We start from the raw sequence: 22,184 nt of genomic DNA on the forward strand, positions 1-22,184 counted from the left end.
TGATTGGGTTTACTTAAGGGTTAAATCAATAGCCAATTTTGGGCTTCATAAGGGTGGGGAAAGTCCACGCAAAATGGTGAACGGGATACACAATCGGTCGGGCTTCTCCGGCATAGCTACCAAAGGAATGATCATCATAAATTAATTCCATGGCTTCCATAAGGTTGCCGGGCCATAAAAAGGGCGAGCCCGGACGCTGATTTTCATACCAAGGCCAGTTCCCCGGCTCCTTTACGTAATGTAGCAGGTAGTCCAACCCCTTTTTTAACAAAGCCCCCTCGGTACCCCCGCGCAGTAAATCTGTACCTTCCGTCTGAAGCACCACCCAGCAGGCCGCCGTAATGGGAGCCAGCGAGAAATACGTGTACCAAAGCCCCCTATCCTGTCTGCGTACCTCCTCCGGCATGTGGCCATCTGACGCTATTTTGTGATCGAGGTCACTTCGGATCAAGCGAATGTTTTCCGCCATTTCGTTGGCATCTTCCAAAAACGCGGCACTTAATACAGACCCATACCGGCCCCAATCTGCCCAGTTGTTCTTGCGAAGGCGGATTTCATTGCAGGCCCGTCGGTACACATCGGCCACCCAGGGCTCGATCTGTTCAAGGTCTCTTTTTGATAAATAGCCCGCATCTTTTAGGAGCTGCGCAGCGATCACCATTCCAGGGCCTGAGTAGGACATCACCAACGGCCCATCTGCTTGGCTATACCCTTTGTTTGTGGTAGACCAGGCAAGCAGAAAGTAGCGGGATTTTTTGGCATACTTACGTTCGCCGGACAGCGCAAAAGCCAAAGCGGTGGCATATGCGTTGAACGAATCGGATTGAAGGCTTTTGGAGTTGTTGCGGTGACCATCCGGATCCACATAAAAACCAGGCACGGCAAAATCGGACAAAGCACGATGTTTTTGGGAGAGTGCGGTATCGGCATACGCCAGTAGCTGCTTGTAGGCCGAAAGATAAGGTTCCCGGGCTTCTTTGAGCTGCTTTTTCACAAATGAAACCTGAGATGAAGGATGCATTCCCTGTGCGTTCAGAAATGATGCTGAACTGAGCAACAAAGCGACTGTCCAAAAATATAGTCTTAAAGGACTGAATGAAATCATGACCAGGTTATAATGGGGTAAGGTGATTTTTACAGTAAAACACTCCGTGTGAAATATCAGAAATATCGACGAAAAACATTCACCGCTCATAAAAAAACCTGCTGATGCCGGTTTCTGAACAGCCAAGCCATTCGAACCTTCATCAGCAGGTAAGAATTCAATTATGATATCCCGGAATTAGTTCCAGCCCGGATTCTGACCCAGACTGGGGTTCTGTGCCAAATCGCTTAGAGGTATTGGCCATAAATAATCTTTGCTTTCATCAAACACCGGATTATCCCAGTCTGTATTTCTGTAGACGTCGATGTAGGTCTTTCCATTAGATGGATCTACACTTGTTCTAATGATAGCGTTGGGGAAACGAGCTTGCGCAGCTGCGTTCCATTGGATACCCATATCCTTTTTCAGCAACTTCCTGCCCTGCTTCCAGCGTCGGATATCGTCGTAGCGGAAACCCTCGCCCATCAACTCGATACGACGCTCTCTACGAATCTCCACGATCAAGGAAGAAACTCCGTCGTTGGCATAGCGGGGATCCATGGGAGGATTTAGCGTAAGGTGTGGCATGCCTACCCTGTCTCGAAGCTTGTTGATACTGGCATCCAAGTCTGCCTGTGTAATGGTACCCAGTTCAGCTTTAGCTTCTGCGTAATTCAAGAGCACTTCTCCAAAGCGAAGGATCAAAGCAGGAAATTCTCCCGTATCAAAGGCCTTACCGATCATATCGTCCGCGTTGTAATGCTTGATCACATGATACCCAGTAGAAGAAGTCCTACCTCCGGGCTGACCTGCAAGCCTTGGATAGGGCAAACCATCGGCATTGTGGTATTTGTAAAACGCTGCATCAGCTGGATGCAAGATCGTTTGCCTTAGCCGAGGATCCCGATTTACGAATACGTTCTCAAATACATCGTCCCCTTGGTATAAATTGGAGAGTGTAATGGGCAATCCATCCGTACAAAGATAATCTTCGACTAAGTCACGGGTGGCCCCTCCTGTGTAAGAATAATAATCCTGTACGTGATTGGTACGGATACCAAGTACATAACGCCTCCACTGAATTACTTCCGGGTTCCCGGTCAGATCCGCCAGTTGGCGATGAAATGAATTGTAGTCACGTTCTGGGTTTCCGGTAGTATAGATACTGTAAGGTCCATTGTCCATTAATGCCTTAGCCGCATTGGCCGCTTCGGTCAGCCAGGTATCGGCGTTGGGCAGTCCATGGTATTTCCTCCAAGTACCCTCAAATAGGCAAATGCGTGACTTAATCGCCAAAGCTGCCCAACGGTTTAGTCGACCGGGATTATTGCCATCTCCCCAGTTATTGGGAAGGTGGGTAGTGGCGAAGTTCAAATCCTCCAACACCTTATCCATAACCTGTACTCTAGGAGTTCTTGCTGCGAAAAGCTCCTCTGAGTCAATGTTCAACTCCCTATCCACATAAGGCGCATCACCAAACATTTTGACGATGTGGTGGTAAAACCACCCTCGGAACAAACGTGCCTCACCTACGTAACGATTTCGGATATTATCCGGAATATTTGCCCGGCCATAATTAGCCAACCCAATATTAACCGCTCGTACGAAGTTCCAACCCCTGAAACCGTACCATTGATTGGCTATCCCACCGGATGACGTGGGAACGATTTGCCTACCAGCCCGAACCATTTGAAATGGCGCATGACGTTCATGATCTGGAGCCAAATTATCTGCAAATCCATCCAACATAAGGTATGAGGCAACTTGACTATCAAATCCCTGATGATGCCCCAGCATAATCGGAATGTTAACATCATCCTGAGACATGTGATAAAACACATTGTTATAGGTGGCCAAATCATTGGCTGTGTTCCAGAAGGTTTCGTTACTTATCTGATCAAGAGGATACCTCTCCAGAAAGTCATCGTTACAGGCACCCAGCATAAGCAGGGAAACCAGCAAGAACCTAAATTTATATAGTTGCTTATTCATCTGTATCTTCATTAATTGATTAGAACGTTATCCTAACACCCAGCGTATAAATGCGTTGCATAGGGTACTCGATGGCTCCCGCATAAATCGCTTCCGGATCCAATGGCCTACGTATTGGAGAATACTCCCACAGGTTCATCCCGGCAAAGTACACATTTGCCTGCTGCATACCGATTGACCTAGTGATGTTGTAAGGAATATCATATCCTAGTGAAAGGTTTTTCAAGCGGATGTACCCGGCGTTCTGCAGGAATCGAGTCTGAGGCAGAATATTCTTCTTATCATTGGTAGATATGTGGGGATGTGCGAAGTAAGCGTCCCGATTGTCTTCTGACCACGAATCATTGATGAAGTACCATTCTACGTGTCCCGCATTGAAAGGGAAGAACCAAGTCCAGTTACCGGAGGTTGGCCAGTGATCTCTTCTCCAAATCCCTTGAAAGAAGGCATTGAAGGTGAAGTTTTTCCACGCCAAATTGTTGTTGATACCGAAGCTTAAACGTGGCGTATTATTCCCAATTACTCTGCGGTCGCCTGGATTGGCAAGAGTCGCGTTTCCTGGCGTGATCCGTCCATCTCCGTCCAAATCCGCATAGCGAATATCGCCGGGTCTCCAGTTTGCACCTAACGCAGATTGATTGGGCGCAGAAGCAACTTCGTCCGCGGTTTGGAAGATACCTACCGTCTCATAGCCCCATATCTCGCCGATTTTCTGACCTACGTAATATTGTGCGTTACCTCCCTCTGCAATGATATTACCTCCTGCGGCAGTTCCTGCGGGAATGGCACCGTTTGGATTATCAAACTTCGTAATCGTAGCTGTCCAATCGGAAAGCGCAAGGGTAACATCGTAGCTCAAGTCATTTTTCAAGCGATCCTTCCAGGTCAGAGCCAATTCCCATCCTGTAGTTCTGGAATCAGCTGCATTCGCCTGTGGAGCCGCGGTTCCAAGTAGGGACGGATAGGTGGAGCGCATCAACATATCCTTGGTATCACGTTGGAAAACGTCCAAGGATGCATCGATCTTCCCGCCAAGCATAGTAAAGTCCAATCCTACGTTTCTGGAAATCACCGTTTCCCAAGTTAGGGTTGGGCTAACCAATCCAGCAGGAGATACAAAAGGTGTACGAGCGGCACCGTTCATCATAAAGGCTGATTGGCCTATACCCATGGTAGGAATATAGGGATAGAACTGGTTGCCCAACAGCTGATTACCCAACTCACCGTAGGATGCCCTTACTTTCAACTCATCCAGCCAAGTACTGGTCCCCGCCATAAAGCTCTCGTTGGAAATCCTCCAACCGGCTGAAACCGAAGGAAAGAAACCAAAACGGCTGTCTTTGGGAAAACGGGAAGTGCCATCGTAACGGGCGTTGGTTTCAAGCAAGAATCTTTCATCAAAAATATAATTAACCCGGTAGAAAGCACCCCTAAGTGCATTGTGGTTTTGGGCACCGAAGGTCTGCTGCATACCGATGGTCGCATTCAAATCCTGGACCAAGGGCGTGATCAGGGTGTTGTTTTGCGCGCGTACGAATTTGTTCTGTCCCCACTCTTGATTGAAACCAACCATGGCATTTAGGTTATGCTTTTCAGGCAGGGAAAACTCGTAATCGGCAAAGGCGTTGATTACGTAGTACTGATTAAAGTTGTTACGCTCGTCGATGAAATCGTTACCGCTAAACCCATTACTTATCATTCCTGCCGGGTTTGTCAGGTTTGGTGACACAATCTCTATTTTACTTGCCACGTTTTGTTCGGCTCTATGGACAAAATTATAGGAGAAGTTACCTTGGATTTTGAGGCCTTTGACAGGATTCAAAACAGCTCCCTGGGTCATCCAAATGTCATTGTTAGTCCAAGTAGACCTACCTCCGTCTTTTAGGTAAGGCCAGAAGTTCGTACCACCAAAATACATACCTATAAACGGCTCATAGATCTCCCTGTCTCCTGGCGTTAAGTAATGGGGAAGGTCGGGAAACTGAATGGGCATAATAGGGTTTACACGCGCCAGGGAGTTGATATTTACGTCCCAGTTATAAAAGTAAGGCTTGTCACTTCGCTGGGAGTTTATCACCACCTTCTCCTCCAGCGTCAACCATTTGTTTACTTTGAATTCACCTTTCATCAACACGTTGTAACGCTTGAAATTTTCGTTATTTACCGAAAGGTATCCATCCTTATTCAGGTGCCCGAAGGACACAAAGTAGTTGGAGTTCTCAGACCCTCCGGAAATGGACAAATCATGCTGTTGGGTGGGTGCCAGATTGATCATGATATCTTCCTGGTAGTTATTGAACCCATAAAAGCGCAGCGTTCCATTTACCACGCCCCATTCGTTTTCCGGTATGGGGTTGTTTCTCCAGCGAAGGGTTCCGTCGATCATATCTTGATCAAACTGGGGCCTGCCATTGGTTCTTTCAAAAGCCAAGTTTCGAGCCAATACAAATTCATGGGGATCGTTGATGGGATCCATGTTGAAAATAGGCTTGGCCAGGGAAAACTGACTGTTCAAGCTGACGGATACTTTACCCGCTTTACCACTTTTTGTGGTAACCAAGATCACGCCGAATGCAGCACGTGCACCGTATACAGCCGCTGCGGCAGCATCCTTCAACACAGATACACTTTCAATGTCGTTGGGGTTGATACGGTTTAGTTCCATAGGAACGTTATCCACCAAGATCAGGGGAGATCCTCCGTTGATGGATTGGAATCCGCGCACGTTAAAGGCTGGGCTTTGTGACGGGTCACCGTTCCGGGGAGCGATGTTCAGGTTGGGAATTACACCCTGAAGACCTTCAGCCACGTTTGCGATGGGACGGTTCTGCAATCGCTCAGAGGTAGCCACACCTACCGCACCGGTCAAGTTAACCTTCTGCTGGGTACCGTAACCTACCACCACGACTTCTTGCAGGGAGGAAGTAGCCTCTACCAAGGTGACATCAAGGATCCGCTGGTTTCCCAAGGAGATGGTTTGGCTTTCAAACCCGATAAATGAGAACACCAAATTGACTCCCTCAGGTACGGTAATGGAGTACTTGCCATCCATATCGGTCGCAGTACCTAAATTAGTTCCCGGCACAGAAACCGTCGCGCCTGGGATGGGTTCTCCGTTTTGGTCACGTACGGTACCTGTCACGGTCACATCAAAGGCTTTCACCTTTAGGATCTCGTCCGTTTTCTTCGCCGAGGCGACGAGCGGCCTGTTCAAATTAAGTTTCTCCAGATTCGCATCCAGGGAAACTTGTTGTTGGGCAAGTAGATCTGTTGCCAGAAAAACCGTACCCACCATCATTCCCGCCGAGAGAAGCCTCGACAGAAAGCGGTTTGGTAAACCTGTTTTCATAGAATTTGATTGTTGTTTAAGTTATTATAGGAATTGAGGTAATAAAAGAAGCTGGATCGCTTCAAATTAGGAGTTCGGTCGACATCTGTCATACGTAAATGGGTTTAGAGTTAAACTAACCTTTAGCAAAGTACCCATCACAAAAAAGAAAAACCTCCTAGCTTTTTAAAAAACAACTTGTATTCAATCAAATAGGTGATTTAAAAAATGTTATTTTTCTGTTATGGGTAATATTGCTAATTCTTTTTTCAGTGGGAAATTTATGACAAATTTTATAAACCAAAAACAGTTCGGGTTTTTTTTTCAAAAAACCGCTTAAAATAGTATGAAGCCGATTATACCAAATATAAGAACCATAACACCCAAATAGACGTTTTTAATCGTTTCAAGTGCAATTTAAGATTGTTCATTCCTAAATCGTGGCCGTAGAAGGTTTCATCAGACATAAAATTTCGAATCTACATGTAACGATAAAAAAAGAAACCCCTTCTCCGTTTATTAGGGAAAAAGGGGTTTTAAGGCAGCTTTAAAGCTAGTATTAGGTTCTGTCCGCTGAGGGTTTCAAGTCAGTAAGCGTGGCGATTTTTACAGGCGCACCTCGCTCTATACTTCGTCTGGCTGCCACACCAACCAATACCGACATCACGCCATCCCGAATACCGGCCGCATGCTTGTAGGGATCCTCCGCATCGGGGTTTTTAAATATCTTATCGTGTAGCCTGCGGTCTCCGCCCCCGTGGCCACCGCGCTCACTTACCACGTTGATAAATTGCGGCTTGTCAAAATTCTTATGGACAACCAACGGTTCCTGATTCATGTCATCCAGGTTTTGGTTCATTTCAGCAGAATGCAAGGCCTCCTGATCCAGGTTGTCTTTGCTCATGAAGGGAATATCCAACCAAGCGTCGATTCTCCCCTTATGCCCGTTGAAGGACACCTTCCAACCCTCGTAGGGACTGTAGGTTGTTAACGAGTAATTTACAACCACCTTATTGGCATACTTGATCTGCGCCGACATCTTATCGTGGATATCGATCTCGTTTCGGTAAACGCACCCGTCGCGGGTATACCCATCGTGATGCTCGTTTTTCACGTAGAGGTTCATGTCATGCTGACTCTTCGTCACATCCCAGTAATATTGGCACTTTGATTTATGCGCACAGGATCTACAACTCTTTCCACGGAAAGGGCCGTTGCTACCGTAGTGTTCCAAAGCCCCGTAAGCAAACACCTCTTCCGGATCCGAGTCCAGCCACCAGTTCAACAGATCAAAGTGGTGGGTAGCCTTGTGAACCCAAAGGGAACCGCCGTTTTCCGTCACGCCGTGCCACCTGCGAAAGTAGGAAGCACCGTGGTGTATATTCAAATACCAATGAAAATCAACGGATGTAATCTCACCAACTTCGTTGTTGTGAAGCAACTCCTTTATTTTCGTGATGTAGGGGCTCCAACGATAATTGAAACCCACAATCAGGTTTTTACTTGATTTCCTTTCCGCATCTAGGATTTGCTGACACTTGTTTTCATCGGTAGTAAGGGGTTTTTCTGTCAACACATCACACCCGAACTCCAAGCCTTTGATGATAAACTCGTGGTGGGTAGAGTCTTTGGTCGTAACGATTACCAGATCCGGCTTGGTTTTGGTAAGCATCTCGTCAAAGTTGACAAAAGTGGGACAGGAAACCCCCATATACTGTTTCGCAAATGCCAACCTGCCTGGGTTGATATCGCTAAGCCCTACAAATTCCAATGAATCTCCGTACTGTTCTACAAGGCGCTTTCCCCAAAAGGAAATACCGCGTACCCCGGTACCTACGAGCACCACACGCATTTTTCTGTTCATGCCAAAGCCTGTAAAAGGAACCGCAAGCGCGGTACCTGCTGCCAGCATGCTCACTGAATGAAGAAAGGATCTTCGAGACAAGTTATTATCCATATTTGGTTTCTTATTAATTGGTGTAATCATAAAATACAAGTCGGCCAGCAAATCTGTGCAAACGATTGCATAATAGGCAGAAATTCGGTTTTTGTCAATAATAAAATAGTCTAGACCTACACTCGACAGAGAAATTAGATCGCATTTTATCAAAATATATAATCGAAATTAAGAAAAATACAGTTTAATATTTCAATTTACAAAATATACAACCAATAAGGAAGTATTTTTATTTGGCAAAGTGAAAGGCCTTACTTAAGGGCCCCTAGTGCTTATTTATAATGATTTTGGATAATTTTTCCTTCAATGTCCCGGATTACGAACCGAAAAAACTAACTTGGTAATCAAATGTCATCGGGATCCAACGAGTTCAATTTCCGGATCCGGTAATCTATAACCAAAAAACAACAGGAATGGATAAAATCAGATGGGGCGTTCTAGGTGCCGCCAAGATTGCCCGCGAGAAGGTAATCCCCGCCATGCAGGGTAAAGAAGGCTTTGAGATCACTGCTATTGCCTCCAGAAGTTTCGACAAGTCTAAAACGACAGCTGAGAATCTAGGTATAGCCAAGTACTACGGTTCCTACGAAGAGCTGATACAGGATCCCGACATTGATGCCATCTACAATCCCCTGCCCAACGACCTCCACGTTTCCTACTCGCTTCAGTGTATCCAAGCCGGCAAACACGTCCTCTGCGAGAAACCCCTTGCCCTCCATGCCGATGAGGTACAGACACTGATCCATGCGAGGGATAAACACGGCGTCAAGGCAGGCGAAGCATTTATGGTAGCCTCTAACCCCCAATGGAAAAAAGCCAAATCCATCGTCCAAAGTGGCGAACTGGGGACACTTCGAGCTGTGCAGGGATTCTTTAGTTATTACAACCGACAAAGGGACAACATTCGAAATATCGCCGAGAACGGTGGTGGAGGTGTTTGGGATATCGGATGCTATCCTGTGTTCACGTCTCGGTACGTTCTGGGGGAGGAACCTACACGTCTCGCCGCATTGCTGGACGTTGATCCGGAGTTTGGAACCGACCGCGTTGGTTCCGTGATTATGCAATATCCATCGGTCCAGATGACCTTTACGATAAGTACCCAGTTGGTTCCCTACCAGCGAATGTTTTTTTACGGGGAGAAAAAAGCACTGGAAGTACGCATCCCTTTCAATGCGCCCATCGATCAGGCCAATGAACTTCATCTACATCATGGAGACATCGTAGGGCACAAGGTAGAGATCATACAGCTGCCGGTCAGTGACCAGTATACCGAACAAGCGGTAGAGTTTTCCCGGGCTATCCAGCAGGATCTTCCCGTACCGGTGAGTCTTGAATCCGCTTATCAAAACACGCGGATCCTGGAAGCAATCTTTCAGGCAGCCAAGGAGGAACGCTGGATCAACCTTACCTGATTTTATGTTCACTGGAGGAAAATACATGCCTCCCCTCCACAAAAGTGTGTGCAACGCGGATATCGTCGTCAAAAATCACGATATCCGCGTCTTTCCCAACCGTGATCGTCCCCTTTCGATCCGACACTCCCGAAATCCTCGCTGGTGTGGTACACATCATTCGGATTACCTGTACAAGCGGTAGGTCAGCTTCTTTGCATAGGGTTCTAACAAGTCGGTCGCAAGTGGCCACGCTGCCTGCGAAGGAGCTTCTATCTGGCAGCTTGGCAACACCGTCCTCGACAATTACCTTCAATCCGTTTTCCTTAGGCCCCAAAACGCTCTCTGTAGCTTCGGTACCGGCGGCGCGCATCGCGTCCGTAATCAAGGCTATCTTATCGGGCCCTTTCACTTTGTAAATTAGCTTCAAAAACGGTGCGGGTAGGTGCACCCCATCGCCGATTACTTCTACATCCAGCTCGTCCAACAAGAGCGAACTTTCTATCACCCCGGCAAAACGAAAGGCATTCCTGCGGGTAACTCCCGACATTCCTGAGTACAAATGGGTGGAAAGAGAGTAGCCATGCTCTACCGCAGCAACCACTTCTTCATACACCGCATCTGAATGGGCAATGGCCGCAAGCACCCCACACTCCCTAAGCCTCTTGCCAAATTGCAGGGCTCCGGCCCGTTCAGGGGCAGCACTCCAACGGTTGATTAAATGCGAGCGCTCCAAGATGGGCTCGTACTCTTTTGGATTCGGATCTCTGATGAAACGCGGGTCTTGGGCACCCCGTTGGTTCATGGCAAAATAAGGTCCCTCCAAATGCAGCCCCAAAAAAGAAGCCCCATTCCGGTTTTCTCGAAGTGCCATCTCATAGGTATCCAACGTATGAAACAAATGGGATTGATCGCTGGTAAGTGTGGTGGGCACCATCGAAGTAGTTCCATAAGCTGCATGCAACTCAGCAATCTTCAAAAAACCCTCAACCTCACCATCCATAAAATCAAACCCGCCTCCTCCATGTACATGTATGTCCACAAAACCAGGGGACACATACCTACCCTTGGCGTCGATTTGCCTGATATTCTCCAAGGGCCTGCTATGCCGGTCAATGCTGGCAACTTTTCCGTCCTTCACCAGTAAGCTGGCACTCGGGATTATTTCGAAAGGAGTGATGATCCTCCCATTTATGATCTGAAATTCCATTGGGATATATTTCCTGAATTTTAGGTTAGAAATCAGTTCGCCGCCCACAAAAGTACTGAAATTATCTAATCCCAACCGTTCCTGTCCAGTCGTCGATGGCAGTCCATTTCCCCTCAAGAAGGGATTTTAGCGTCAGGGAAAGAAAATCACTTCAAAAAGGATTGGTTTTACTTGGAAAAAACATACATTTGGGTTCCAGCAATTACGTTGTCTTCCTTTATTGTTGGAATTAATCTACTAATCAATTAAAAACCCCTGGGAATGTTTCCAAGGGGTTTTTGTTTTTGGGGTTAGGGACAACTTGTCTTGTTTTTGAGTCGCTACTCTTTTGGGATTACGCAGCAAAGATGATAGAGCATATGAACCGCCAATCCGTTACTTCGACAGCTATAGACAAGCGCTAATTTCATACCTTATCCCAAGGCATCTACCACGCCCCGGTAATATCCGACGGATTCCGAAATCCCTTGTAGGGGCGTTTTCATGTCCTTTTCATACTCCAAACTGACTTTGCCGTTGTATTTCACCTTTCGCAGCATCTTGACGAAGGCCGGAATATCAATCACTCCCCGTCCGAGTTCACAGGTCTTACCTTCCGCAGCGGCTGCCGTGACGTTTTTCAAATGGATATCAAAAATCCGATCCTTGTATTTTTTTAGATCTGCAATTGGATCGTGGCCGTCGCGAATGTTGTGGCCCATATCAAAACAAAGCCCGATCCGCGTGTCCAAATCCTTGATGAGGTTCACCGTCACGGTGGCGTTTGGATAAAGCTTATCTTCCGGTCCATGGTTATGGATCGCAAAACGGATGTTGTATTGCTTTACCTTCTGATCTAAATAAGCTAGATCTTCGTGCAGTGGTATACCGACAATCAGATCCACCCCTACCCGCTTGGCATACTCAAAGGCCCTGTCCATTTCCTCACGCGTGCGGCAGTATATGGGGCCTACCGCGTATCCGGTCACATTGGAAGCGGCCAATTGGGCATGAAATGCTTTGATAGTTTCGGCATTAGCATCTAGGGGCAAATGGAAATCCTTGATGCAAAGGAAGTTTACCTCCAATTTCTTGATCATTTCCAACGTCTCCTCCAGATTGAAATGAACAAAGGTATACCCGGCAAACCCAAGATGGAAAGGATCCTCCTTTGCTGAGGGAGCTGCCGATGCATAAGGGGAAGACGTGGCGATTGCGGTACCCGCAACCACACCCATCAGCCCCTTTTTCATAAATTTCCTACGGGTAGTATGGTTTGACATAATGTGTATTTTTGGTTTATTATCGTTGAACTAAATCAGGAAAATACGTAAGGTACCTTTCCACTGATTCGCAAGATAGACGCTTCTTAGAAATGTTGGATGGTTTTTCACCAAAAATTGTGTTTTCTTTACATCGGCAGAGCAGTTTTTTTGAAACCTTAATCTATTAAAACGTACGATGAGACCCTACATCTTGGCTGAAACAAACTGGAAAGCACTGAAAGACGAGGCGATTTCCTTGGCCGTCTTGCCCTGGGGTGCTACGGAAGCCCACAATTACCACCTACCCTACGGCACGGACGTGTTTGAAGCCGACGCCATTGGGGCTGCGGCCGGTAAGATTGCCTGGCAAGCGGGTGAAAAGGTCATGATATTGCCCACAATTCCTTTTGGTGTAAACACGGGTCAGGCAGATATTTACCTAGACATCAACCTGAATCCGAGCACCCAATTGGCTATTTTGAAAGACATCGTAGCTGTACTCCACAGGCAGGGTATTCCGAAGCTGTTGATATTAAACAGCCATGGTGGAAATGATTTCAAAGTCATGCTTCGGGAAATTGGACTGCTGTATCCTGACATGTTTTTCTGCACCTGTAATTGGTTTCAGGCCATGGACAAACCCCTTTACTTTGAGGAAATGGGAGACCACGCGGATGAAATGGAAACCAGCTTGATCCAATACCTGCATCCGAAACTGGTCCTTCCGTTGGAAGAGGCTGGCGAGGGCCGAGAAAAGAAATCCAAAGTATCCGGCATCCGGGAGGGCTGGGCCTGGTCTGAACGAAAATGGTCGCTCGTTTCAGAAGACACAGGAATAGGGAACCCCAAGTTGGCAAATGCGGAAAAAGGAAGGCGATTTTTGCAGGACGTTAGTCAAAAAGTCGCAGAGCTGTTTATCGAAATTTCCCGCCTAGACATCAACAACCGCTACGAATAATAATACCAACGCTACACCATGAATCGGAAAAACACCTATCTCCTACTCCTTTGGATCATCCTTTCCCCCTTTGGCCTGTTTGCACAGGAATACACGCGGCAGGATACATTGCGGGGGTCCATCACACCTGAACGTGCCTGGTGGGACCTGGTATTTTACGACTTGGATATTCAAGTGGATCCCGAAAGGCGCACCATTGGCGGAAAGAACACCATCTATTATACCGTACTGGAGCCACGCCAAGTGATCCAAATTGACTTGCAGGAACCTATGCAGGCCCAATCATTTTTACAGGATGGCAAAAAATTGACGTATCGGCGCGAAGGCAACGTCTATTTTGTACGGCTAGACCGGAAACAACAGGTCGGTGAACTGAATTCTATAGAGGTAACGTACGGCGGTCAACCCAAAACAAGCACCAATCCCCCGTGGGATGGGGGGATTACTTGGTCGACTGATAGCAAGGGCAACCCGTTCATCGCCAACTCAAATCAGGGAGACGGGGCGAGTTTATGGTGGCCTTGCAAGGATCATATGTACGACGAACCGGACAGCATGCAGATCAGCGTGCGCGTCCCCAAGCCATTGATGAATATTTCAAATGGAAGGTTACGAAATACCATTGAGCACGCCGACAATACCCGTACCTTTCAGTGGTATGTAGATAATCCCATCAATAACTATGGCGTCAACATCAGCATAGGAGATTACGCCTACTTTGGTGAAATTTACCTCGGGGAAAAGGGCCCACTGACCCTGGACTATTATGTATTGAAGGAAAACCTGGAAACCGCCAAGGTTCATTTCCGGGATGCTCCCAAGATGATGCGGGCCTTCGAATATTGGTTTGGCCCCTATCCTTTCTATGAAGATGGGTTTAAGCTGATAGAAGTTCCCTACCTGGGCATGGAGCATCAGAGTGCCGTCACCTATGGCAACAAGTACCAAAAAGGCTATCTGGGAAGCGATTTCAGCAAAACCGGCTGGGGGCTGACCTTTGACTACATCATCATACACGAAGCAGGCCATGAGTGGTTTGCCAACAACATCACCTACAAGGACATCGCCGATATGTGGATTCACGAGAGCTTTACGACCTACAGCGAAGGACTTTTCATCGACTATCATTACGGAAAGCAGGCCGGCAGCGACTACATCGTGGGTGCACGTCAGGTGATACGGAACGACAAACCTATCATCGGTGTATATAATCTCAATCAGCGCGGATCTGGCGATATGTACTTCAAGGGGGCCAATATCCTGCACACGCTGCGCACCTGGATCAATGACGATGAAAAATGGCGCCAAATCCTTCGTCGTATGAACCGGGAGTTCTATCATACCACGACCACTACCCAAGAAGTGGAACAGTTTCTGACTCGGCAGACAGGCTTACCGCTTGGCCCCTTCTTTGACCAATACCTACGAACAGCGGACATTCCTACCTTGGAATGGAAGGAGGAAAACGGCAAGTTTGCGTACCGATGGAGCCAAACCGTGGCCAACTTCTATATGCCGGTAGGCATTACGCAAAACGGTGAAACCCATGTGCTGCATGTATTAAACACCTGGCAGCAAACAGGGCAGCTTGACCCGCGCGAACCTTTCGAGATAGATCGAAACGTCTATATCTTTGAAGAAAAAGGCAATTAAACCAATTTTCCCATAGTATCAGTCCTGAAAAATCGGCCTATGAGGCCGCCCTCTTTATGAACGAAAACTATAAAATAGCTATTATCGGTTGCGGAAACCTCGGTCTATCCATTGTCAACGGCCTTCTGGACAGGCCGGAGCTTACCGGCAAAAACCTTGTGGTGACCAAAAGGCATCCTGAGAGCCTGTTCTACCTCCAATCCCAAGGCATTACCGTACTTGCCGACAATAAACAAGCAGCCAAAGATGCCGATATGGTAGTTCTGGGAGTGAAACCCTACAATGTAGCCACAGTCCTCAAGGAGATACGACCTGTGCTTAACAAAGACCGACAAATCATTGTGTCCCTAGCTACCGGCATCACCCTGGAGTTTATGCGTTCCCATCTGAACGAGGGATCCACGGTATTTAGGGTCATGCCCAACATTGCCGCAGACATTCAGGCGTCTGTCACCTGTCTATGCGGAGAGAATTTCAACGAAACTACCGAAGGTTTGGTCAAACAGGTGTTTAGCTCGATCGGTATCTGCATCACCATTGAAGAGCATTTGATGGAAGCGGCAACCGTGTTAGGGGCAAGCGGTATCGCCTTTGTTTTGCGCTTTATGCGCGCGATGACCCAAGGAGGAATACAAATCGGGTTTGATGCGAAAACGGCCAATAAGATCGTTACGCAGACGGTAATAGGCGCTGCTGAGTTGATCCAGCGAAAAGGGCTACACCCGGAGGCTGCCATCGACAAGGTAACGACCCCGAAGGGCTGCACGATCGAGGGACTGAACGAAATGGAGCACCATGGCTTCAGTGCCGCCATGGTTCGTGGCGTATTGGCATCCTACCGGTTGATCGAAAAATAAGGAACACAAACAGATGAAGAGACTCCTCAGATTTTTGCTGGCTTTGGCTGTTTTGATTGCCATCGCCTACATGGTCGGCCCAAAAGAAAGCATACGGTCCTTGGATGGGCCCTACCCTTCGGTACCCAGTGACCTAAACGCCTTGGAAAGCTATATAAAAGCTGGTGAGGACTCGGTCATTGGATTAAAGCCAAACAACGAAGCACGCATTGTTTGGGCCAATCCGGACAACAAAACCAAGACACCCTTCAGTGTGCTCTATGTACACGGATTTGGGGCCAGCCAAATGGAGGGCGACCCGGTGCACCAACTACTTGCGGCGCATTTTGGGGCCAACCTGTTTTTGGCCCGACTACCTGAACATGGAATTGATCGCCCAAATGCATTCGAATACTTGACTCCGGAGAAACTGGTAGCGGGAGTACGGGAGGCTTATGCTATCGCCTCTCAACTTGGTGATCGGGTAATTGTCATTGGAACGAGCATGGGGGGCGCTCTATCCCTTATTCTAGCCTCGGAACAGCCTGATATCCATGCGCTCCTGCTTTTTTCTCCGTGCATAGTAGAATACGGAAACAAACTGGATCCCCTCTTTCAACCCTGGATGAAGCAGCTGATGAAAGCAACCATGACAAACAAAGAGGGTGTTCAGGAAGTGCCCAGAGAGGGAGATAAAGCGAAGTACTGGGCAAATAGGTACCATATCAATGCGTATACCAGTCTTGCCATAATGCTTCGAAGTACCATGCAGACAGATCGGTTTGCAAAAGTCACCCAACCATTGTTTCTGGCGTATTATTACAAAGATGAAGAAAACCAGGACAACGTCGTGTCGGTTCCGGCCATGTTGGCGATGTTCGATCAGGTCTCAACCCCTGAAAACCAAAGGCGAAAGATGGCCTTCCCAGATGCCGCCGATCATGTGATAGGCTCCAGCATTACCTCCGGTGAATGGGAAAATGTGCTGACTGAATCCATTCGTTTTCTGGAAGATGTGGTAAAAGTTCCCCAAAAAATGGAAATGATGGATGCTATTGCAGTTGAATAAGGCCTAAAAAAGCCCGTAGAAAATCCCCCTCGTGTTTTTGCAACATGGGAATGCCTATGGGCTTAAAATGCTTAATCGAAGGTATAACCTTCGTCAAAACCCCGATGCGAGCCCTATAAAGAAGCTTATTATCAACAATACCAAAAGCAGGTAGAAGATGACTTTAGCCAGTGAGGCCAACCCTGATGCCAATCCGGAAAATCCCAAAACGGCGGCAATCAACGAAAGAACGAGAAAAACAATTATCCAAGTTATCATAGTGTAAAACGTTTGGTTAGTATAGCTATCCAGTTACAAACACCATTCCAACTTGTCATTAAAAAAACCGTTCATGGATGCCATGAACGGTTTTTATTTTTTCATTGATTCCCTCTGAATTAAATCAGAACCCTGGGTTCTGGGTGAGGGCTGCGTTTACATCGATTTCCCGGAGCGGAATCGGGAATCTCAGTTGTCTTTCTGCAAAGGTTGCATTAAATACATTCCTATGCCCTACGAAATCGTCGTAGGCTTTCGTTATATCGTTTCGTACTTTCCTGGTTCTCAGCATATCAAACCACAGCTTACCCTCAAAGCACAGCTCGAAGTAGCGCTGATTCCACACTTCCTCTTCGAAAGCATTTACTCCCATAGCCGAAATCGGTGCCAGCTCCGCCCTTTCCCGGATTTCGTTCACGCACTGCACGGCCAATGCGTTTGGAGCTCCTTCAGCGCGGTTGGAAGCCTCTGCGTACATCAACATCACATCAGCCAACCGATAGATGGTGAAGTTCAGCTCGGAACGGGCATCTTGGGTAACCGCTACATGGTCAAACCACTTGTAGATAAACCTGCCTCCCAGCTGTCTGCCATTAAATTCGGAAATGAAAAACTGCTTTTCCTTAATGCGCTTATCATTTGGATCAAAGCTATCCAAAAACTCAAATCGGGGAACAAGTCCACCAAACTCGTTTGAATAGACCGAGATACCCGCAAAGGTAGGGAGTGCCACCGGAGTCAGGGGGTTATTCCGATTGATTTTATCGAATTGAACCTGAAAGATAAATTCACGGCTATTTTTATTCGCTGGAAGGATCATATCCGTGTACTCAGGAAAAAGGTCAAAGGTAGAACCTTTTAAATCCACTATTTCCTTAGATCTCCTGGCAGATTCAACATACGCTGTCTGCCCACCGCTGATCGGATGACCTGCGTAGGTCAGGTATACATCAGCCAACAGTGCTTTGATAAATCCTTTGGATACTTCACCATTTGGCCTTCTCCACGCAAGACTTGAGGATTCTGCGAAAAGCAAATCCGGGATAATGATTTCGTCATATACCTCTTTAGCCGGAGACCTAGGTGTATTCACGTCCGCCAAAGTTCTTACCGGCTCTGTTAGTTTAGGTACATCTCCATACATGCGAACCAGGTAAAAGTAATAAAACGCTCGCATGGTACGGGCTTCAGCAAGATAGTCATTCAGTTGTTGCTGGGATAATGCCGTGTAGCGGGGCAGCTGCTCGATGGCCACATTGCAACGTAGGATTCCCTGATACAACTGGAGCCAATAGGTGTCAATGTAAAACGACTGGGAATCATAAGTCAGTTGGTTAAACCGAAACGCTTCGGTCTGGGCCACACCATCGGCTTTGCCCGTCATGAATTCCAATAGCGAAAGGGTATTTCCGCCCCATCCACCTGATCCGGTGGCTACGACGTTCACGTTGGCATAGATACTGGTTGCCAAAGCGCGGGCAGCTTCGGGACTTGATAATTCAGCCTGCGTGGTTAGGGTCGCCGGGTCTTCCTGAAGAAATCCGTTACAAGCCCATAGACTGAAAGAAGCGAAGATTGCAGCTATATATTTGATCGATCTTTTCATGATAATGTCCATTTACAGTTAAAAGGCTATATTTAAACCAGCACTGAAGGTTCTTGGTCTGGCAAAGGGGAAAAAGTCCAAGCCTTGGGGCAATTGACCTGCGCCCTCAAACGTATTCACCTCTGGGTCGTATCCGGTATATTTTGTGAAAAGCAGCAGGTTTTGACCGCTTAAAAACAGCCTCGCACGGGATATATTGTACTTGGTAAGTATTGGCGCAGGGATGGTGTAGCCAAACATCAGGTTTTGAAGTCTAACAAAAGATCCGTCTTCCACCCAATGGGTATCCATGTTTGTCAGGTAGGGAGTACCCCAGGCCCTTACCTCAGCAATCATTGAATTTTGGTTTTCGGGAGTCCAAGCATCCAAAACGGTTCGATAGCTGTTGGCAAGCGTCTGCCTATCTTCTACAGAGTGTTTGGTCGCATTGATCACATCCTGTCCATATACCACCCTGAATTCAAAGGATAGGTCAAAGTTGCGATAGGCGAATGTATTGGTGATATTTCCCACCCACTTAGGATACATTCTTCCTATGATTTTCGAATCATTCGCATTGATCACGCCATTATTGTCCAAGTCCTGCCAGCGAATATCTCCCGGCAAAAGCCCATAACGCGCCGCTTCATCCGCTTCGTCCAAATTCCAGGTACCTAGCCGTACCCTTCCCCAAATGGAACCAATTTGCTCACCTACACGGAGAATGTTTGTCTGACCAAGAAACCAAGGGCCCGGAAATATATCTGCATTGTTTGCACCCAGCTGAAGAATGGTGTTTCTATTAGTCGACCAGTTCAGATCAGTATTCCAAGTAAAATCTCCCTTCTCTATATTTACGGTATTGATGGTAAGCTCAATACCCTTGTTTTCTACCGAACCTATATTCTGCAACACCGAGGCAAAACCAGTGGACCAGGGAAGAGGTGCATTGAGAAGCAAGTTTTTCGTACGCTTGTAGTACACATCACCTTCTACCATAATGCGGCTATTGAACAAGCCAAGTTCAAAACCGAGGTCTACCTGGTCGGTGGACTCCCACTGCAAGTCTGGGTTACCAAAAGAGGTCTGGGAGATTCCTATTTCGTTGCCTGCGGCTTTTAACACGTTGAAGGTTCCCAAAAACTGCAACGAGTTGAAGTTACCGATCTCTTGGTTTCCTGTAGATCCTGCACTCGCCCGAATTTTCAGGTTGTTGATTGCATCGACTCCCTTCATAAATCCTTCCTCTGATGCTCTCCAAGCCACCCCAACGGAGGGGAAGAAGGCAAATTGATTATTACCTCCAAATCGGGACGATCCATCATATCGGCCGGTGACGGTAAATAGGTATTTGTTGTCCAGACTATAATTCCATCGGGTAAAGTAGGAATTCAACGCAAAAGCACCTACGTTACCATTTATACCGCCAATGGGAATGATATTCCCGGCGCGAATATTTCTCCACTGGAAGAAGTCATCAATAAACCCTTCGCTTCGCACACTAAGGTTTTCAAAACTATCCTTCAGCCAGCTAAACCCGAACATACCGTTTATACGATGTCTGGTCCCTATGGACTTGTTCCAGTTCACAAAGTTTTCGTTCTGCCAATACAAACGCTGATTGGTAGAGACGGTCGCTATTCCTCGCTGATCGAAGGAGAGCAGACGTAAATCCCTGGAGCTGTAGAAGTTGTTTTTCTGGCTGTCAAAGATGGTACTGAAAGTGGCTTTAAACTCCAGATCTTTGGTAATCTTGAAGTTCATGTACATATCCGCGTACATTTGGTTCAGGTTCACGTCCGTAAAGCGGTTTTGGGCGATTCGGACCGGGTTCTCAGCACCCTCGGTGCCCGGCCAGTCGGCATTTGCACCCCAACGTCCATCGGGATAGCGGACAGGTAAAAATGGTAATGCCTCTGCGACCATCCTTGCGACGTTTAGCGCACCGTTGGCATCATCTACTACCCGTCGGGTACTTTTGGTACCGAGAATACTACCGCCAATGGTCAGCCAGGGCTTTACCTCTGAATCCAGCGCGATCTTACCGGTAAACCGTTCAAATCCGGAATTCATCATGATCCCGTCCTCATTCGTATATCCAAGTGAAACGTTGTATGAAGTCGTGTTCGTACCACCCCTGAAGGCCAGGTTGTGGTTTTGGGCCCACGCCGTGCCATACACTTCGTCCTCCCAATCAGTATCATACAATGGTCGTCCGTTGGAGTCGAACAGATCGGGAAAATCCAGAGGATTGGCCCGGACATAACGCCCCTGTGCATATCCAGAGGGATCGTATTTCTGCGCGTTGTCGAAGGCACGGTTATACACGTCCATAAATTCCTGTGCATTCAAACGGGGTACGGTACTTGCCCTAGTGGAAACAGAAACAAAGTTGTCATAAAGCACCTGACTTTGATTTTTCTCACCACGTTTGGTGGTTACCAGGATGACCCCATTTGCACCCCTTGCACCGTAGATAGCGGCAGAGGAAGCATCTTTCAAAACCTCGACTGACTCGATATCGGAAGGGTTGATCATATTTAAGTCTGCACCAATGATCCCATCGATTACAAACAGTGGGTTTACACCAGAGTTAATGGAATTAATACCCCGGATTCGGATCCTGGCGGACGCACCGGGTGAATTCTGATTGTTCAACACCTCCACACCGGCAATCCGGCCCTGAAGGGATTTTACCGCGTTCGGCTGGGAACGGTCAATCAATTTATCGCCCCGAACAGAGCCCACAGATCCTGTTAAGTCAGATTTCTTTACCGTACCGTAACCAATGACTACGACCTCATCCAGTGCGGTGGCATCTTCCCGCATGGTTACGTCAACCACAGTACGGTCCCCTACGGCCACTACCTGACTTTCGTACCCTATAAATGAGAAGACAAGCGTACCTCCATCAGGTACATTGATGGAAAACTTACCATCCAAATCGGTCACTGTACCCGTAGTAGTACCTTGAACCAACACGCTGACACCGGGCATCGGATCCCCATTGGCATCCTTCACGGTACCCGAGACATCTTTAAACAGCTCATTGAGCCTAGCCTCCGCCGCTGTTAACGAAACATGGTCAACAACAGAAAAGGCGGGTACCTCCAGCGCATTGTTTCCAAACGCAAAAGAACCCGCCCCGAGAGACCCTAGGAAAACGGCACTCATACACCATTTCCTACCACCTTTACTTGAAAGGTGCTGTAGCACTTTTTTCATACTTAATTGGGTTTACGGTTTGTATTAATTTATCAGATCAACTTTTTTGATTTCCTATTCTCATGGTACGGGAATGCATAGGCAGAATGAACCCATCTGGATAACCTAACTTATTCCCACGTTTCACCATTTTTTATTTTGAGCTACCATTAAATTAAATTTTTATGCGAAATAAATTGTCGTTTTTATCTATATTTTAATGCAATAATTCAATACTATAATTCACCTACCATTTATATATACCATAGACGTGTTTAAGTATTATCGTTTCGAAGTTAGAATATAAATTCAAAAAAGGAAAGGCTCCTGATTCTATTTTTTTTTTCAGGTTTGGTTTTTTACACAAGCAATCGAGTAGGAAGATAGGGATTAGTTCCCTATCTGTCCTCTC

General features: G+C 47.1%; 14 protein-coding genes. 5 read left to right on the forward strand and 9 right to left on the reverse strand.

Annotated elements, in window-relative coordinates:
* Positions 1-25 precede the first annotated feature (25 nt).
* From ADIS_RS00745 to ADIS_RS00760, 4 genes are all read right to left on the reverse strand, one after another.
* The gene (locus ADIS_RS00745; RefSeq protein WP_010852317.1) at positions 26-1,021 is read right to left on the reverse strand and encodes an alginate lyase family protein; all 996 of its coding nucleotides are present in this window, start codon (positions 1,019-1,021) and stop codon (positions 26-28) included.
* 261 nt (positions 1,022-1,282) lie between these two features.
* Complete coding sequence (locus tag ADIS_RS00750) at positions 1,283-3,076, reverse strand: RagB/SusD family nutrient uptake outer membrane protein (RefSeq protein WP_051113236.1); 1,794 nt, start codon at positions 3,074-3,076, stop codon at positions 1,283-1,285.
* Positions 3,077-3,095: 19 nt separating this feature from the next.
* Complete coding sequence (locus tag ADIS_RS00755; protein ID WP_010852319.1) at positions 3,096-6,425, reverse strand: SusC/RagA family TonB-linked outer membrane protein; 3,330 nt, start codon at positions 6,423-6,425, stop codon at positions 3,096-3,098.
* Between the two features lie 538 nt (positions 6,426-6,963).
* The gene (locus tag ADIS_RS00760) at positions 6,964-8,361 is read right to left on the reverse strand and encodes a Gfo/Idh/MocA family protein (RefSeq protein ID WP_035804159.1); all 1,398 of its coding nucleotides are present in this window, start codon (positions 8,359-8,361) and stop codon (positions 6,964-6,966) included.
* A gap of 413 nt (positions 8,362-8,774) precedes the next feature.
* Here ADIS_RS00760 and ADIS_RS00765 point away from each other — a divergent pair, with 413 nt between their 5' ends.
* Positions 8,775-9,776: a Gfo/Idh/MocA family protein gene (locus ADIS_RS00765; protein ID WP_010852321.1), complete on the forward strand. Its 1,002-nt coding sequence runs from the start codon at positions 8,775-8,777 to the stop codon at positions 9,774-9,776.
* Here ADIS_RS00765 and nagA read toward each other — a convergent pair.
* Complete coding sequence (nagA, locus tag ADIS_RS00770; RefSeq protein ID WP_035804176.1) at positions 9,769-10,965, reverse strand: N-acetylglucosamine-6-phosphate deacetylase; 1,197 nt, start codon at positions 10,963-10,965, stop codon at positions 9,769-9,771. The two genes, ADIS_RS00765 and nagA, sit on opposite strands and share 8 nt — an antisense overlap.
* Positions 10,966-11,378: 413 nt before the next feature.
* The gene (locus tag ADIS_RS00775) at positions 11,379-12,227 is read right to left on the reverse strand and encodes a sugar phosphate isomerase/epimerase family protein (protein WP_010852324.1); all 849 of its coding nucleotides are present in this window, start codon (positions 12,225-12,227) and stop codon (positions 11,379-11,381) included.
* A gap of 178 nt (positions 12,228-12,405) precedes the next feature.
* Here ADIS_RS00775 and ADIS_RS00780 point away from each other — a divergent pair, with 178 nt between their 5' ends.
* The 4 genes from ADIS_RS00780 to ADIS_RS00795 are packed head-to-tail and all read left to right on the forward strand — an operon-like array spanning position 12,406 to position 16,725.
* Complete coding sequence (locus ADIS_RS00780; RefSeq protein WP_010852325.1) at positions 12,406-13,167, forward strand: creatininase family protein; 762 nt, start codon at positions 12,406-12,408, stop codon at positions 13,165-13,167.
* Positions 13,168-13,185: 18 nt separating this feature from the next.
* Positions 13,186-14,820, forward strand: coding sequence for a M1 family metallopeptidase (locus ADIS_RS00785; RefSeq protein ID WP_010852326.1), 1,635 nt, complete (start codon positions 13,186-13,188; stop codon positions 14,818-14,820).
* A 56-nt stretch (positions 14,821-14,876) separates the two neighbouring features.
* A complete protein-coding gene (gene proC, locus ADIS_RS00790; protein WP_010852327.1) occupies positions 14,877-15,677 on the forward strand; it encodes a pyrroline-5-carboxylate reductase in 801 nt (266 codons plus the stop codon).
* 13 nt (positions 15,678-15,690) lie between these two features.
* A complete protein-coding gene (locus tag ADIS_RS00795; protein ID WP_010852328.1) occupies positions 15,691-16,725 on the forward strand; it encodes an alpha/beta hydrolase in 1,035 nt (344 codons plus the stop codon).
* Between the two features lie 93 nt (positions 16,726-16,818).
* Here ADIS_RS00795 and ADIS_RS22540 read toward each other — a convergent pair whose 3' ends face one another.
* The 3 genes from ADIS_RS22540 to ADIS_RS00810 form a co-directional block, all read right to left on the reverse strand.
* Entirely contained in the window at positions 16,819-16,983 is a 165-nt protein-coding gene (locus tag ADIS_RS22540) for a DUF1328 domain-containing protein (protein WP_010852330.1), read from the reverse strand.
* 124 nt (positions 16,984-17,107) lie between these two features.
* A complete protein-coding gene (locus tag ADIS_RS00805) occupies positions 17,108-18,589 on the reverse strand; it encodes a RagB/SusD family nutrient uptake outer membrane protein (protein ID WP_010852331.1) in 1,482 nt (493 codons plus the stop codon).
* A gap of 18 nt (positions 18,590-18,607) precedes the next feature.
* Positions 18,608-21,793 carry a SusC/RagA family TonB-linked outer membrane protein gene (locus ADIS_RS00810; protein ID WP_202900539.1) on the reverse strand — a complete coding sequence of 1,062 codons (3,186 nt, stop codon included), beginning with the start codon at positions 21,791-21,793 and terminating at the stop codon, positions 18,608-18,610.
* Positions 21,794-22,184: the final 391 nt, after the last annotated feature.

The sequence above is a fragment of the Lunatimonas lonarensis genome (assembly GCF_000390185.1).
Taxonomy (GTDB): Bacteria; Bacteroidota; Bacteroidia; order Cytophagales; family Cyclobacteriaceae; genus Lunatimonas; species Lunatimonas lonarensis.